The 14,953-nt window shown below is 60.4% G+C and carries 15 protein-coding genes; 8 read left to right on the forward strand and 7 right to left on the reverse strand.

Features of this window, described 5'->3' with window-relative positions:
* Positions 1 to 5 precede the first annotated feature (5 nt).
* From K0H48_RS08530 to K0H48_RS08545, 4 genes are all read left to right on the forward strand, one after another.
* On the forward strand, positions 6 to 1,124 hold the full coding sequence (locus K0H48_RS08530; protein ID WP_219267118.1) for a succinylglutamate desuccinylase/aspartoacylase family protein: 1,119 nt from the start codon (positions 6 to 8) through the stop codon (positions 1,122 to 1,124).
* Between the two features lie 154 nt (positions 1,125 to 1,278).
* A complete protein-coding gene (gene rocD / locus K0H48_RS08535; protein WP_219267119.1) occupies positions 1,279 to 2,472 on the forward strand; it encodes an ornithine--oxo-acid transaminase in 1,194 nt (397 codons plus the stop codon).
* Entirely contained in the window at positions 2,469 to 5,117 is a 2,649-nt protein-coding gene (gene acnA / locus K0H48_RS08540; protein WP_219267120.1) for an aconitate hydratase AcnA, read from the forward strand. Before rocD ends, acnA begins: the two co-directional genes overlap by 4 nt.
* A complete protein-coding gene (locus tag K0H48_RS08545) occupies positions 5,110 to 5,823 on the forward strand; it encodes a transporter substrate-binding domain-containing protein (protein WP_219267121.1) in 714 nt (237 codons plus the stop codon). The genes acnA and K0H48_RS08545 overlap by 8 nt, the downstream gene beginning before the upstream one ends.
* On the opposite strand, the gene K0H48_RS08550 is transcribed toward K0H48_RS08545, so the two are convergent.
* Positions 5,809 to 6,171, reverse strand: coding sequence for an NUDIX hydrolase (locus tag K0H48_RS08550; RefSeq protein ID WP_219267122.1), 363 nt, complete (start codon positions 6,169 to 6,171; stop codon positions 5,809 to 5,811). The genes K0H48_RS08545 and K0H48_RS08550 overlap by 15 nt on opposite strands.
* Positions 6,172 to 6,298: 127 nt before the next feature.
* Between K0H48_RS08550 and K0H48_RS08555 the strand changes: the two genes are divergently transcribed.
* Both K0H48_RS08555 and K0H48_RS08560 read left to right on the forward strand, forming a co-directional pair.
* Positions 6,299 to 7,279 (forward strand): Gfo/Idh/MocA family protein, encoded by a 981-nt coding sequence (locus K0H48_RS08555; RefSeq protein ID WP_219267123.1) that lies wholly within the window; start codon positions 6,299 to 6,301, stop codon positions 7,277 to 7,279.
* 37 nt (positions 7,280 to 7,316) lie between these two features.
* The gene (locus K0H48_RS08560; protein ID WP_219267124.1) at positions 7,317 to 7,946 is read left to right on the forward strand and encodes a ribonuclease T2; all 630 of its coding nucleotides are present in this window, start codon (positions 7,317 to 7,319) and stop codon (positions 7,944 to 7,946) included.
* On the opposite strand, the gene K0H48_RS08565 is transcribed toward K0H48_RS08560, so the two are convergent.
* Entirely contained in the window at positions 7,947 to 8,798 is an 852-nt protein-coding gene (locus K0H48_RS08565) for a helix-turn-helix domain-containing protein (protein WP_219267125.1), read from the reverse strand. It abuts the gene before it with no gap.
* A gap of 109 nt (positions 8,799 to 8,907) precedes the next feature.
* Here K0H48_RS08565 and K0H48_RS08570 point away from each other — a divergent pair, with 109 nt between their 5' ends.
* Positions 8,908 to 9,318, forward strand: coding sequence for a hypothetical protein (locus K0H48_RS08570; protein WP_219267126.1), 411 nt, complete (start codon positions 8,908 to 8,910; stop codon positions 9,316 to 9,318).
* Positions 9,319 to 9,454: 136 nt separating this feature from the next.
* Positions 9,455 to 10,363 carry a glutaminase B gene (glsB, locus tag K0H48_RS08575; RefSeq protein WP_138817417.1) on the forward strand — a complete coding sequence of 303 codons (909 nt, stop codon included), beginning with the start codon at positions 9,455 to 9,457 and terminating at the stop codon, positions 10,361 to 10,363.
* Positions 10,364 to 10,404: 41 nt separating this feature from the next.
* Here the strand turns inward: glsB and K0H48_RS08580 are convergent, their stop codons facing one another.
* The 5 genes from K0H48_RS08580 to K0H48_RS08600 form a co-directional block, all read right to left on the reverse strand.
* Positions 10,405 to 10,908: a signal peptidase II gene (locus K0H48_RS08580; RefSeq protein ID WP_219267127.1), complete on the reverse strand. Its 504-nt coding sequence runs from the start codon at positions 10,906 to 10,908 to the stop codon at positions 10,405 to 10,407.
* Between the two features lie 193 nt (positions 10,909 to 11,101).
* A complete protein-coding gene (locus tag K0H48_RS08585) occupies positions 11,102 to 11,437 on the reverse strand; it encodes a DUF6124 family protein (RefSeq protein ID WP_219267128.1) in 336 nt (111 codons plus the stop codon).
* Positions 11,438 to 11,969: 532 nt separating this feature from the next.
* On the reverse strand, positions 11,970 to 12,320 hold the full coding sequence (locus K0H48_RS08590; protein WP_200433667.1) for a hypothetical protein: 351 nt from the start codon (positions 12,318 to 12,320) through the stop codon (positions 11,970 to 11,972).
* A gap of 236 nt (positions 12,321 to 12,556) precedes the next feature.
* Positions 12,557 to 13,801, reverse strand: a complete 1,245-nt coding sequence (locus tag K0H48_RS08595; protein ID WP_219267129.1) for a saccharopine dehydrogenase family protein — start codon at positions 13,799 to 13,801, stop codon at positions 12,557 to 12,559.
* Between the two features lie 28 nt (positions 13,802 to 13,829).
* Positions 13,830 to 14,927 carry a carboxynorspermidine decarboxylase gene (locus K0H48_RS08600; protein ID WP_219267130.1) on the reverse strand — a complete coding sequence of 366 codons (1,098 nt, stop codon included), beginning with the start codon at positions 14,925 to 14,927 and terminating at the stop codon, positions 13,830 to 13,832.
* Positions 14,928 to 14,953 lie beyond the last annotated feature (26 nt).

Genomic DNA, 14,953 nt, shown 5'->3' on the forward strand with positions numbered 1-14,953 from the left:
GGTTTATGAAACTTAATCAACACCCCTTGCTGCAAGCGACACAAGGCACCCACAGGCACGTGGAGAGTGAGCATTACGGTGCAGTGGGTGCAGGTCGAAAAATCTATATTCAGGCGGCGCTGCATGCCGATGAAACCCCTGCCATGCTGGTGGCCGCACAACTGCGCAGGCGCCTGGTGGCGCTGGAAAGTGCCGGGCGCCTGAATGCCCAAATCGTGTTGGTGGCCGTGGCCAACCCGGCGGGCCTGGGCCAATACATCATGGGCGCGCCGAGCGGGCGGTTTGAACTGGGCAGCGGGCGTAATTACAACCGAGGCTTTGCGGTGCCGTACCAGGCGATTGCCGACAAGGTAGAGCATGCGCTTGGACAGGACATCAACGCCAACCGCGAGTTGATCCGCGCCGCCTGGGGCGAATGCCTGCGCGCCGCCCAGCCGATGGACGAATACCAGTCGCTGCAACAGACCCTGATGCTGCTGGCCCACGATGCCGACATCGTGCTGGACCTGCACTGCTCCCGCGAAGCGGCGATGCACCTGTACACCGGCGAAACGGTGTGGCCGACCATTGAGCCGCTGGCGCGCTACATCGGCGCTGAAGCCACCTTGCTGGCCACCGATTCCCAGGCCAATTCGTTTGATGAAGCGCTGTACCTGTTGTGGGTCAACCTGCGTGAGCGTCTGGGGGATCGCTTCCCGATTCCGGACAGCAGCATTGCGGTGACGGTGGAGCATCGTGGTCAGCGGGATGTGTCCTACGAGCTGGCCGAACACGACGCCACGGCGATCATCGATTACCTCACACACCTAGGCGCCATCGAAGGCACACCGCGGCCTTTGCCTGCGTTGCGCAACCCGGCCACGCCGTTGGCGGGCAGCGAACAGTTTTATGCGCCGAGCGCCGGCGTGCTGGTGCACCGGGCGGCGGTTGGCAGCCGGATTGAAGCGGGCCAACCCCTGTTTGACATCGTGGACCCGCACAGCGGCAACACGGTCACGGTCAACAGCCATAACACCGGCGTGCTGTACATGCGCCGCGATGTGCGCTTTGTGAAGCCGGGCGACCCGCTGGGCCGTGTCTCCGGCGCCACGCCGATTCGCAGCGGCAAACTGCTCAGCGCCTGAGTTGAAATGCATTTCAAGTGTGGGAGCGGGCTTGCTCGCGAAGGCGAACTTTCATCCGGCGCATCCGGTGACTGATACACCGCATTCGCGAGCAAGCCCGCTCCCACATTTGATCTTTTTTGTTCATTAGATCTTTATTTGGCAGGACATCCCCATGCACCCCAACCCGGCAATCACCCTCGAACACCAATTCTGTGCCCACAACTATTCGCCACTGCCGGTGGTCATCGTCAAAGGCGAGGGCGTCTGGGCCATTGGCGATGATGGCAAGCGCTACCTGGACATGATGTCGGCGTATTCCGCCGTCAGCCACGGCCATGTGCACCCGCGTATCCGCGCTGCCGCCGTGGCGCAGATCGACAAGATCAGCGTGGTGTCGCGTGCGTTCTACAGCGAGCCATTGGGCAACTTCCTCAAGGCCCTGTGCCGCATCAGCGGTTTTGATTCGGCGCTGCCGATGAACAGCGGCGCCGAAGCCGTCGAAACCGCGATCAAAGCCGCGCGCCGCTGGGGTTACCGGGTCAAGGGTATCGCCGCCAATCAGGCAAACATTGTGGTGGCGGATAACAACTTTCACGGCCGCACCTCAACCATCGTCGGCTTCTCATCCGAGGCGGCTTACAAGGCGGATTTCGGCCCGTTCTGCAATGGTTTCAGCGAAGCACGCTTTGGTGATATCGAAAGCTTTCGCCAAGCCATTACCGCCGACACCTGCGCGGTGCTGATCGAGCCGATCCAGGGCGAGGCGGGTATTCGCGTGCCGCCCGCCGGGTTCCTGCGCGAGCTGCGCCAGTTGTGCGACGAGACCAATACCTTGCTGATCCTCGATGAGATCCAGTCGGGCCTGGGCCGTACCGGCAAATGGTTTGCCTTCCAGCATGAAGGCATTCGCCCGGACGCGCTAATTCTGGGCAAGGCCCTGGGCGGCGGGATCATGCCGGTATCGGCGTTTGTGGCCGACCACTCGATCATGGACCTGTTCGACGCCGGCAGCCACGGCTCGACCTTCGGCGGCAACCCGCTGGCGGCGGCGGTCGGCCTGGAAGCCCTGAACGTGCTGGAAGAAGAGGGCTTGATCGACAACAGCGCGCAGCTCGGTCAGTACCTGGTAGAGCGCCTGAAGGCGATGAACTCGCCCGCGATTCGCGAGATTCGCGGGCGTGGCTTGTGGGTGGGCGTGGAGCTGGACCGCGATGCCCGGCCGATCTGTGAAGCGTTGCTGGCTGAAGGCCTGTTGACCAAGGAAACCCACGAAAACGTATTGCGCATCGCGCCACCGCTGTCCATCACTCGCGACGAGCTGGATTGGGGCCTGGCGCGCATCGAACGGGTGTTCGCGCAGCTATGAGTGACTACCTCAACCACCTGACGGTCGACGGCCAGCGCTACGCCTATCTCGACCTGCATAAACTGCTGACGCCGGTGCAGTTGCAGCGGCTGCCGTATTGCGTGCGCATCCTGCTGGAAAACATCGCCCGCTGCGCCCCGGCTTCGTTGCCGCAAGTGCTGGCGCGGGCGATCGGCACGGGGCCGGATTGCGCGGTGCCGTTTCAGCCTAATCGCCTGATGTTCCACGACACCACCTGCCTGCCGGCCCTGGCGGATTTCGCCGGCATGCGCGACGTGGTGGCGCAGTTGGGCGGCGACCCGACGGCGGTGAACCCGTCGATACCGGCGGTGTTGACCATCGACCATTCGGTGATTGTGGAGCACTACGCCGAAGCGGGTGCGGTGGAGGCCAACCTCGACATCGACTTTCGCCGCAACAGCGAGCGTTACCGCTTTATCAAGTGGGCGCAGGCCAGCCTGGACAACTTCAAGGTGATCCCGCCAGGCACCGGGATCATCCATCAGATGAACATGGAGTCGATTGCGCAGGTGGTGTGGGAAAGCCCGGCGGCCGACGGCGGCGTGCTGCTGCACCCGGACTGCATGGTCGCCACTGACAGCCACACGCCGATGATCAATGCCATCGGCGTACTGGGTTGGGGCGTGGGCGGGCTGGAAGGGCAGGCGGCGATGCTCGGTGAGCCGGTGCCGATTCCCTTTCCGCAGGTGGTGGGGATTCGGGTGAGCAATGCCTTGCGGCCCGGTGTGACGGCGACCGATCTGGCCTTGACCGTCACTGAGCTGTTGCGCCAGCGCAGCATGGTCGGCAAGTTCGTCGAGTTCACCGGTCCCGGTCTGTCGTCCTTAAGCTGGGCGGCACGCGGCACGGTGGCGAACATGGCGCCGGAGTATGGCGCGACGGTGGTGTTTTTCCCGTTTGACGACGAGACCTTGGCCTACCTGAAGTTGAGTGCGCGACCGCTGCCGTTGCTGGCCAAAGTCACGGCTTATATGGCGGCGCAATCCTTGTGGCGGCAAGCCGTGGAGCCGCAGTTCGATGAGTTGATCGAACTGAACCTTGCCGAGGTAGAGCCCAGTGTTGCCGGCCCGCATCAGCCGCACCAACGCCAATCCCTGGCAAATGCCGCAGCGTCCTTTCATCAGCATGTGCAGATGGAGGCTGGCCAGCAGTTTTTTGAGCCGTCATTCGCCGCGCAGCTGACCCATGGCGCGGTGGTGATGGCGGCGATCACCAGTTGCACCAACACCGCCAACCCCGCGCAGATGATCCAGGCCGGGCTGCTGGCGCGGAATGCGCGTGCACGTGGGGTTGGGCGCAAGCCGTGGGTCAAGACCTCGCTGTCGCCCGGGTCGCGGGTGGTGGCCGATTACCTGGAAGCGGCTGGGCTGCTGGAGGACTTTGCGGCGCTGGGGTTTGACCTGGTGGGGTTTGGTTGCATGACCTGCATCGGCAACTCCGGCAGCCTTGAGGCGCATGTCGAAGTCTTCGCCCGGCAAGGGCTGAAGGGTGTGGTGGTGTTGTCGGGCAATCGCAATTTTGAAGGGCGGGTCAACCCGCAAGTCCAGGCCGGTTACCTGGCGTCACCCGCGCTGTGCGTGGCCTACGCGATAGCCGGGAGCATCGATATCGACCTGTCGGCTTACCCGTTGGCGCTGGATGCCCAGGGCAAGCCGGTGTATCTGCATGAGCTGATGCCCAGCGATGCCGAGGTGGCGGCGCAGGTGAGTCAGGTGGTGCGCCCGGCATTGTTTCAGGCGCGTGGCGAACTGTTGTGGCAGGGTACCCATCATTGGCAGGCGCTGGAGGCCGATGGCAGTGTGCAGTTTGCCTGGCACCCGGACTCGACGTATTTGCGCCGCCCGCAATACTTGGCGCACGTGTCGTTATTGCCTGCATCGAGCCTGTCGTTGAGTGGCGCCAAGGCGTTGGTGGTGCTGGGTGATAACGTCACCACCGACCATATCTCACCGGCCGGTACTATCCCCGCCGACAGCCTGGCCGGTGCCTGGTTGCGTGAGCGAGGAGAGGCCGCAGCGGATTTCAACCAGTACTCGACCCGGCGCAGCAACCACGAGGTGATGGTGCGCGGCGCGTTTACCAACCCGCGCCTGAACAACCTGCTGGACCCGCAACAAGCACCGCGCCAAGGCGTATGGGCGTGGAATGCCGAGCGCACGCAATACCAGCCGCTGTACCTGGCAGCGCAAACTTATACCGGCACGCCGACCGTACTGTTTGCGGGCATCAATTATGGCGCCGGCTCCAGCCGTGATTGGGCGGCCAAGGTGCTGAACCTGCTGGGGATCAAGGCGGTGGTGGCGCGCAGTATCGAGCGCATCCACCGCAGCAACCTGATTGGCATGGGGGTGCTGCCACTGGTCTTTGCCGAGGGCGCCTCGGTGCAGGAACTCACGCTGGATGGGCGTGAGCGCCTGACGTTCCTGGGGCTTGCGCAACTGACGGTGGGTGACAACCCGGTCACCCTGCGTATCGAGCGCGCCGACGGCAGTATTGCCACGAGCCTGTTGGCTTTGCGCCTCGACTCGCTGCAAGAGCTTGGTTACCTTGAGCACGGCGGCGTATTGCCGTTTGTGATCCGAAAGACTGTGCAACGGACCCGTCAAGGAGTGCTCGATGATTGACCCGCAAGTACTGCAACAGCTGGCCCCGGATGGCGTGCTGCGCGCCGCTATCAACCTTGGCAACCCGGTGCTGGCGCAACGCGGCGCCGATGGCGAGCCGCAAGGCGTGTCGGTGGCACTCGCGCGTGCGCTGGCCGAAGAGCTGGGCGCCCGCCTTGAGCTGATCACCTTCGAGGCCGCCGGCAAGGTCTTTGCCGCCTTGGCCGAGGACGTGTGGCGCGTGGCGTTCCTGGCGATCGAACCGGTGCGTGAGCAGCAAATCGCCTTCAGCGCACCCTATGTGGCAATCAAGGGCACGTACCTGGTGGCGGCTGATTCGGTGCTGACCCGGGTGGCGCAACTGGACGCGCCGGGCAAGCGCATCGCGGTGGGCCAGGGCGCGGCCTACGACCTGTACCTGAGCCGAACCGTGCAGCACGCCGAACTGGTGCGTGCGCCCACTTCTGCGGCGGCGGTGGACTGGTTTATCGAGCAGGGCCTGGATGCGGCAGCGGGGGTGAGGGATTTTCTGCAAACCAAAGTGTCTGCGCACTGGCGCCTGCTTGACGATGACTTCATGACCATCCACCAGGCCATGGCAGTGCCGGTGGCGCACGCAGCCGCTGCCGCGTTCGTCAAATCCTTTGTCGAACGGCAGAAAGCCAAGGGTGGGGTCAAACGTGGGTTGCTGGACAGCGGGCAGAGCGCGGACTTACAGGCGTCGTAGGAACGATTTGACGATGTGGCGGGTGGCGTCGGTGGTGTCCAGTTCATCCATGGCGCCATAAGCGTGCCAGCGGCAGTCAATGATCTCGTTGCAAGGGCGCGCCTCGCTGATGTTCACCACCGAGGCCTCGAACACGTGGTGCACGGTGTCGCGGGCCTTCAGCTCCTGCAAGTACAGCAAGCCATCCACATTCAAGCCGGTTTCTTCTTCCAGCTCGCGGGCGGCGGCGCCGACCGGGCGCTCGTTGCGCTCGACCTTGCCGCCCGGCAATGCCCATTTGGAGCGGGCCTTGCGCACGAAGAGGATATGCCCCTCGTGTTCACAAATAACGGTTGCGCGTATTTTCAATGTCTACACCTGCCTGGCTCAGTGACTGTCATGAAAGTGTAATGCAATTGTCATGCAGATTGAGGGTGGCATGCACGGGCGGTCATGTGGATACTGCCCCCTTGATGAAAACGGACGAGGACAACTGATGAATACCGTACGTTGGGGCATGATTGGCTGTGGCAGCGTCACTGAACTGAAGAGTGGACCCGCCTTCTACAAAGCGCCAGGTTCGGCGCTGGTGGCCGTGATGGGGCGCCGTGAAGAAGCAGTGCGCGATTATGCGGCACGCCACGGCATCGCGCGTTTCTATACCGACGCCCAGGCCTTGATCGACGACCCCGAAGTGGACGCGGTGTACATCGCCACACCGCCCGACAGCCACCTCGAATATGCCCTGATGGTGGCCGCGGCCGGCAAGCATTGCTGCGTCGAAAAGCCCATGTCACTGAATGCCGAACAAAGCGCCTTGATGCAGCGCACCTTCGAGCGGGCCGGGCTGCACTTGTTTGTCTCCTACTATCGCCGTTCGTTGCCGCGCTTCCAGCAAGTACGCGACTGGCTGCAGCAAGGGCGTATCGGCGAGTTGCGCCACGTGACCTGGAGCCTGTGCAAGCCACCGGCCGCCGCCGATGCCAGCGCTGCCAACTGGCGCACCGACCCGACCATTGCCGGTGGCGGCTACTTTGCCGACCTGGCCAGCCATGGGTTCGATTTGTTCCAGTACCTGGCCGGCGATATTGTCGAGGTCACCGGGTTTACCGCGCGACAGGCCGGCAATTACGCGGCGGAAGATGCGGTAACGGCGTGCTGGACGTTCGCGAACGGCGCGCTGGGTATGGGTTGCTGGAACTTTGTCGCCGACCGGCGCGAAGACCGCGTGGAGCTGATCGGCAGCCGTGGCCGCATCACCTTTGCGGTATTTGAAGACCAGCCTTTACGCCTGGAAGGTGAGGCGAATGAGGTGCTGGAAATACCCTGCCATGCACATATCCAGTGGCATCACGTGCTGGCCATGAACGCACATATTCGTGGTGAGTCCGAGCACCCATCACTGGCGATCGAGGCGCTCAAGACTGATCGGATCCTCGATAAGGTGTTACTCCGTAACCCCAATTTGCCGGGTTAAGCGGGATATACCTGTTTTTTCTTTCAGGAATAGGCAAATGAAATATTGGATGCTGTTGTGGCTGGTTGTGGCCACTAATGTGCTGGCGGCCCCGCGTAGTCAAGGTACGCCTGGGGAGTTTGATTTTTATGTGCTGTCGTTGTCATGGTCGCCGACGTTCTGCCTGACCAACCCCGGTAACGAGCAATGCACGGGCAAGGGCTATGGGTTTGTGTTGCACGGGCTTTGGCCGCAATACGCCAAAGGCGGCTGGCCGGCATCGTGCGATACGCAATCCCGGCTGTCGGCGGCGGACCTCGCCAAGGGTGCGCTGATCTATCCGACGCAGGCGTTGCTCAAGCACGAGTGGGCCAAACACGGCACCTGCAGCGGGCTGGACGCTGCGAGCTATCTGGAGGCGAGTGATACAGCGCTGGCCGCCGTGCAGATTCCGCAGCAGTTGCAGCCGTTTAACGTGCCCAATTATATGGAGGCACGCGAGATCGAGAACTTGTTTAGGCAAAGCAACCCGGCCATGGGCAACCATGGGATGGCGGTTATTTGCAAGGGCAAGGTGCTGTCCGAAGTGCGCGTGTGCCTGAGCAAGGAGCTGCGGTTTGCCGGCTGTCCCAGGAGTGTTAAAACCCAATGCAAAGGCGGCGATATCCGAATTCCGGTTCAGCGTTGATCAACTGTCCGGGTGCAACGCGATGGCGCCAGCCGCCGTTGCACTCGACGCGCCGGCGCGATCCGCCAGGTAACGCGCCGGCGGCTGGCCCACGGCTTTACGGAACATGGTGATAAAGCCGCTGGCGTTCTCGTAACCCAGGTCCAGCGCCACCCGTTGCACGCTTTCACCCTTGGCCATGCGTTGCAGTGACAAAATTACATGCAACTGCCGGCGCCAACGGCCGAAACTCAACCCCAACTCTTCCAGCAGCAGGCGCGTCATGCTGCGCTCGCTCATGCCGATGCGCTGTGCCCATTGTTCGAGCGTGGACTTGTCGCTGGGGTCCGCCAGCAAGCTATCGGCGAGGCGCCGCAGTCGCAGGTCCTGGGGCATGGGCAGGTGCAGGTCCTCAATGGGGGCCTGGGCCAGTTCGTCGAGCAATGTGCTGATCAGGCGGCCCTGTGCGCCGTTTTCTTCATACAAATGGGGAAACGTTACCGCCTTGCTGATCAGCTCATGCAACAGGCCGGACACGGCCAAGGTGCAGCCTTGGGTGGGCAGGGCGCCGGCGGCGTCCGGGTCGATCAGCAGGCAATACACCTCCGCTTCCCCGGCACCCCGCGCGGCATGGGCCAGGCCACCCGGAATCCAGAGTGCGCACTGGGGCGGCACGATCCAGATGCCGGCCTCGATCTGGCAATGAATCACCCCGCGCAGGGTGTACATCAACTGGCCTTTGCGATGGGCGTGCGGCGTGTGCTCCCAGCGCTCGGACGTGCTGGTGGCGCCTACGGCCACCACTGCGCGCGGGATCAGGTCGGCGTCCCTGGACCGGGAAAGGTCACGTTCTTCAAGGCGGTGGCGTTGCATGGTGGATTCGCTCATTGGCCGAATTGCGAAACATTCTGGCTATTCTGTGCAATGGCGTCCAGTGTGCAGAGCGCTATGATGAGATTCACTCTCATTAAGGTGCTTTGCCATGCGACTCGACAGTACAACCTTCCCCGTGGTGAAAATCGTGTTTGACGCCCCGAACGAAGGCGGCCCTGAGGATGCTTTTGTTGTGTTCGAAAGCTTGCTGGCTCGCCAGCAGTCCTTTGTGCTGCTGCACGAAAAAGCCGTCGACGAAAACAACCACGAGCACTCCCATGAGGAGCGCAAACACGCTTCGATCTGGATGAAGAAAAACAAACAGGCGCTGCGCACTTACGTCAAAGGCATGATCCAGGTGGAACCCAGCGCCGCGCAACGCCTGGCCCTCAAGCCGTTTGCGGTGATGTTTGGCAAGGCTTGGGGCTACCCGCTGCTGGTGGTGGAGTCCAAGGACCGCGCCTGGGCGCTGGCGCGGGATGTGCTCGATGAGCAGGTGTCGGATGTGGTGTATTTTTGAACTGCGGTACGCGGAGCGTCCGAGGCGGCATTCCCACGCAGAGCGTGGGAACGATCTAGGGGTGTCCTCGCGGACGCATTACAGTATCCTCCGCGCCCCGCCTACCACTGATTCAAAAAGAATGACCGGACAAGACATGCAGGCACTGCTGGATTCGATCCTGGGCGAAGTCCGCCCACTGATCGGCCAGGGCAAAGTGGCCGACTACATCCCCGCGCTGGCCGATGTACCCGCCAACCAACTTGGTATCGCCGTGTACGGCAACGATGGCTCGGCCTATTGCGCCGGCGACGCCGACACGCTGTTCTCGGTGCAGAGCATCTCCAAGGTGTTCAGCCTGGTGCAGGCCATCGACCATGGCGGCGAAACCATCTGGGAGCGCCTGGGCCACGAGCCTTCCGGGCAACCGTTCAATTCCATGGTGCAGTTGGAGTTCGAACGCGGGCGCCCGCGCAACCCGTTCATCAACGCCGGCGCCCTGGTGATCTGCGACATCAACCAGTCACGCTTTGCCGTGCCGATTCTGTCGATGCGCGACTTCGTGCGGCGCCTGTCCGGTAACCCGCAAATCCTGGTCAACAGCGTCGTCGCCGACTCCGAAGCGCAACATGGCGCGCGCAACGCAGCCATGGCCTACCTGATGAAATCCTTCGGCAACTTCCACAACGACGTCGACGCGGTGCTGCACAGCTACTTCAACTACTGCGCGCTGCAAATGAGCTGCCTGGATCTGGCCCGGGCCTTCAGCTTCCTGGCCAACGAGGGCGTGAGTGCCCACAGCGGCGAGCAGATCTTGACCGCGCGCCAGACCAAGCAAGTCAACTCGATCATGGCCACCAGTGGGCTGTATGACGAGGCCGGCAACTTTGCCTACCGCGTTGGCTTGCCGGGTAAAAGTGGGGTGGGTGGCGGGATCGTCGCGGTGGTGCCGGGGCAGTTTACGGTGTGCGTGTGGTCGCCGGAGCTGAATGCGGCGGGGAACTCGCTGGCGGGGATGAAGGCGTTGGAATTGCTGAGCGAGCGGATTGGGTGGTCGGTGTTTTGAGTGCCTGGGGATTCACGCTGATGCATGAGTCCCCTTGCTGATCAGGACTTGTGAGGCTTCATGAACAGATCAAGCATCAGGAACAAAGCGCCTGCGGTGATCGCGATATCAGCAATATTGAACACGCCGGTATGTGTGGGCCCCACGTTCAGCACCATGTAATCCACGACATGCCCGTCGCGAAACACACGGTCGATCAAGTTGGCGATGCCGCCCAAGGCAATCGCGTACAGCGGCAAGACTTTACGCAGCGGCTGGCTCCAGTTGGAAAGTGACCACCACATGGCCCACGCGACCACGACGGCTACTCCAACGATAAAGATCAACTGTTTGACCTGCGGCGGCAATGCGGCGCCCAGGCTCAAGAAGGTGCCTGGGTTGAGGCTCAGTTCCAGCGCAAGGTTGATCGGGTTGGAGCCGATTTTGAAACTGCTGGCTTGCAGGGAAATCAGGGCCAGCAGTTTGACAAGTTGGTCCACAGCAATAAAGGCAATGCCGGCGAGGAGGGCGAAGGTGCGGCCTCGCAGAAGGGGCGACGTGCTCAAGCGTTAACTTCCTGTTTCGGGTCTGTCGATAGAGCGCCCGAAGATAGCTCAGGCGCTCTATCTCGTCTATTGATCGTTCCCACGCTCTGCGTGGGAATGCACCTTGTGACGCTCCGCGTCACGTTGCGCGGGTCTGGAGGTGGGACGCAGAGCGTCCGGGGCGGCATTCCCACGCAGAGCGTGGGAACGATCTTCAGGCGGCTGGGTGGGCCACGTTCAGGGCTTTGTCCACCAGCAGTTGCACACCTTCGAGCATGCGGCAGATGCCCAGTGCGACATTACGTTGAGAGCCTTCTATTTCAAACGCCAGGTGGTTGGCGATATCGCTGATGGACGCCAAGTCCTGGGAAGCGTTGACCAACAGGGTTTCGGTGCCCAGGTCGGCGCGTACGGTGAAGATGCCTTCGCTGGGCTCGGGAATGGGTTTGCCGGGGTTGAGGTAGTGGTTGATCGCACGGTAGGCCACTTCGTGCAGAGTGCTGGTGTCGTAGTCTGGCTGGCCTGGGGGATTTGGGCTGTCTTTGATCATGGTGGGGCTCCTTTATAAATGGAGCTGCCACGAATCGCGGTCAAACGAATTAGGGTGGCAGCTATACGCGGGTTGACCGACCGGCTAAAGAAGCAAATCCGGCATACCCGAAGGTATCCCGCGTACAGCTGCCGCGACACGATACATCAGGCGTAAAAAAAACGCCCAAGATCGGTGGGGGTGCAGTTGCTCTTTAAAGTCGGACGGTCAAATCCGGCCGCTGAATTGGCAGCGACGAAGCAGAGAGTAGTGAGCCCACTTCCGACCGACAACCTGAAACCCTTGTGGGAAATATCTGAACACACGCGATTACCTGTGGGAGCTGGCTTGCCTGCGATGGCAGTGTTTCAGTCAACCCATGTGGTACTGGAAGACTGATATCGCAGGCAAGCTAGCTCCCACATACTGATCCCATTGGGTTTGAGGGGCCTCGTTCGTTCATTCTGCGTGGGAATGATCTTTATAAAGTTAGTTGCTTGCAATGCTGGGGAAGTTAGTAGTTATTCATGTTAGATAGTGATTGGTGGTGCGACTATTCAGCTGTCACCCTTTGCGGTGTATTGGATTCTAAATTAAAAGACGTTTCCAATTTTTCACCAGCGTTCGAGGTAAATACGGAAAACCAAGTTTTAAAGGAAGGGGAACCCTTCAGGTAATCGGCCTCCCATCGCCATGCACCGGCTTGGGTTTTAAACGTAAGCACCGTTTCATCACGGCCATCCGAGAAAAAACTATAATTCCCACTGACGAGTTCCCACTTATTGGTGCCCGCGTCATGGAATTTGCCGCTAAAGGAGCCCTTCGACTCATCGTTTCTTTCTATGACCAAGCGATAAACGTTATTAGGGCCGCCATCGTAATTTCCAATGAGAGTATATGCCATTTCAAGTACTCCTTCGTGGTTGGGGAGTCATACAGCATAATGATGGTGACTAAAAGAGGGGCACACACCTGTGAATACTGACAGTTTATTATAATTTTTCGCGATACTGTGTGGTCTTAATTCATCAAAGGGTGTGTGCTGATATGCCTCGTTATTTGGTTTAAAAAAAATATAAACACTCGTAAAAAATGCCAGTCAACTGACTGGCATTTAAATGCTTATTGAAGGAATAACCCTCAGGCCATCGCATCCCAAGCCCGATCACCATTCTCGTCTTTAATCCGAGTCGGCAAACCCATCACGTCCAGCGCCTTCAGGAACGGCTCAGCCGGCAGCTCCTCAACGTTGGCCATGTGTTTCACATCCCACTCGCCACGCGCTACCAGCAGCGCAGCGGCCACCGGAGGTACGCCTGCGGTGTAGGAGATGCCTTGGCTTTCGGTCTCGGCAAAGGCTTCTTCATGGCAGGCCACGTTGTAGATGAACATCTCACGTGGCTGGCCGCCTTTGGTGCCTTTGACCAGGTCACCAATGCAGGTTTTGCCGGTGTAGCCTGGGGCGAGCGACGACGGGTCGGGCAGCACGGCCTTGACCAGTTTAAGCGGCACGACTTCCAGGCCTTCGGCGGTGGTGACCGGCTTTTCGGAGAGCAGGCCGAGGTTTTTCAATACGGTGAACACATTGATGTAGTGTTCGCCGAAGCTCATCCAGAACCGCACGTTGGGCACGTCGAGGTTTTTCGACAGCGAGTGCACTTCATCGTGGCCGGTGAGGTAGAGGTTCTGCGAACCGACGACCGGCAGGTCGTCGGTGCGTTTGACTTCGAACATGGTGTTGCTGGTCCACTGGCTGTTCTGCCAGCTCCACACCTGCCCGGTGAACTCGCGGAAGTTGATTTCCGGGTCGAAGTTGGTGGCGAAATATTTGCCATGGCTGCCGGCATTGACGTCGAGAATGTCGATCGAATCAATGCGGTCGAAATGCTGTTGCTGCGCCAGCGCGGCATACGCGTTGACGACACCCGGGTCGAAGCCAACGCCAAGGATGGCGGTGATGTTCTTCTGTTTGCACTCTTCCAGGTGGTTCCATTCATAGTTGCCGTACCACGGTGGGGTCTCGCAGACCTTGCCCGGCTCTTCGTGAATGGCGGTATCGAGGTACGCAACGCCCGTGTCGATGCAGGCACGCAGTACCGACATGTTGAGGAACGAGGAACCCACGTTGATGACGATCTGCGACTCGGTCTCGCGGATCAGGGCCTTGGTCGCTTCCACGTCCATGGCGTTCAGCGCAAAGGCTTTAATATCCGCAGGTACCTTGAGGCTACCCTTGGCCTTGACGCTGTCGATGATGGCCTGGCATTTGGAGATGTTGCGCGACGCGATAGCAATACGACCGAGTTCGTCGTTGTGCTGCGCGCACTTGTGGGCCACCACCTTGGCGACACCTCCTGCACCAATGATAAGAACGTTCTTTTTCAATTGCTTTATCTCTCCTTTATCCGCCAGCTTACGAAAGGCTGGACAGGTAGTCGTCGTAACCAAATTCACGAACCACCTCGACTGTACCGTCGAGTTGTTTCACTACGATGGACGGCATTTTCAGGCCGTTGAACCAGTTTTTCTTGACCATGGTGTAGCCTGCGGTGTCGATGAACGACAGCCGATCGCCGATGGCCAGCGGACGATCAAATTGATACTCGCCGAAGATGTCCCCGGCCAGGCAGGATTTGCCGCACACCATATAGGTGTGTTCACCCTCGCTCGGCGCCAGCTTGGCGTTGAGGCGGTAGATCAGCAGGTCCAGCAGGTGGGCTTCGATGGAGCTGTCTACCACGGCGAGGTTCTTGCCGTTGTAGAGGGTGTCGAGCACGGTGACTTCCAGGGAAGCGCTGTTGGTGATCGCTGCTTCGCCAGGTTCCAGGTACACCTGCACGTCGTATTTTTGCGAGAACGCCTTGAGGCGCTGGCAGAAGGCGTCGATGGCATAGCCTTCACCGGTAAAGTGGATGCCGCCGCCGAGGCTGACCCAGTTGACCTTGTGTAGCAGCGCGCCGAAGCGTTCTTCGATGGTGCCGAGCATTTTGTCGAACAGGCTGAAGTCGCCGTTTTCGCAGTTGTTGTGGAACATGAAGCCGGAGATCTGCTCGATTACGCCTTCGATCTTCACCGGGTCCCATTCGCCCAGGCGGCTGAACGGGCGTGCCGGGTCGGCGAGTAAATAGTCGGAGCTGCTCACTTGCGGGTTGACGCGCAGGCCGCGGGTCTTGCCTTCGCTGCGTTCGGCAAAACGTTGCAATTGGCTGATGGAGTTGAAGATGATCTTGTCGCAGTTCTCCAGCATCTCTTCGATTTCGTCGTCAGCCCACGCCACGCTGTAGGCGTGCGCTTCACCTTCGAACTTCTGGCGCCCGAGCTTCAACTCATACAGCGACGACGAGGTGGTGCCGTCCATGTATTCCTGCATCAGGTCAAACACCGACCAGGTGGCGAAGCACTTGAGTGCCAGCAGCGCCTTGGCGCCGGACTGCTCGCGCACGTAAGCAATCTTCTGCATGTTGACCAGAAGTTTCTGTTTATCGATGAGGTAGTACGGCGTTTTGATCATTTTTGAGAGCCTGCGGCGGTGCCTGC

Source organism: Pseudomonas sp. Xaverov 259 (assembly GCF_019352915.1).
Classification (GTDB): Bacteria; Pseudomonadota; Gammaproteobacteria; order Pseudomonadales; family Pseudomonadaceae; genus Aquipseudomonas.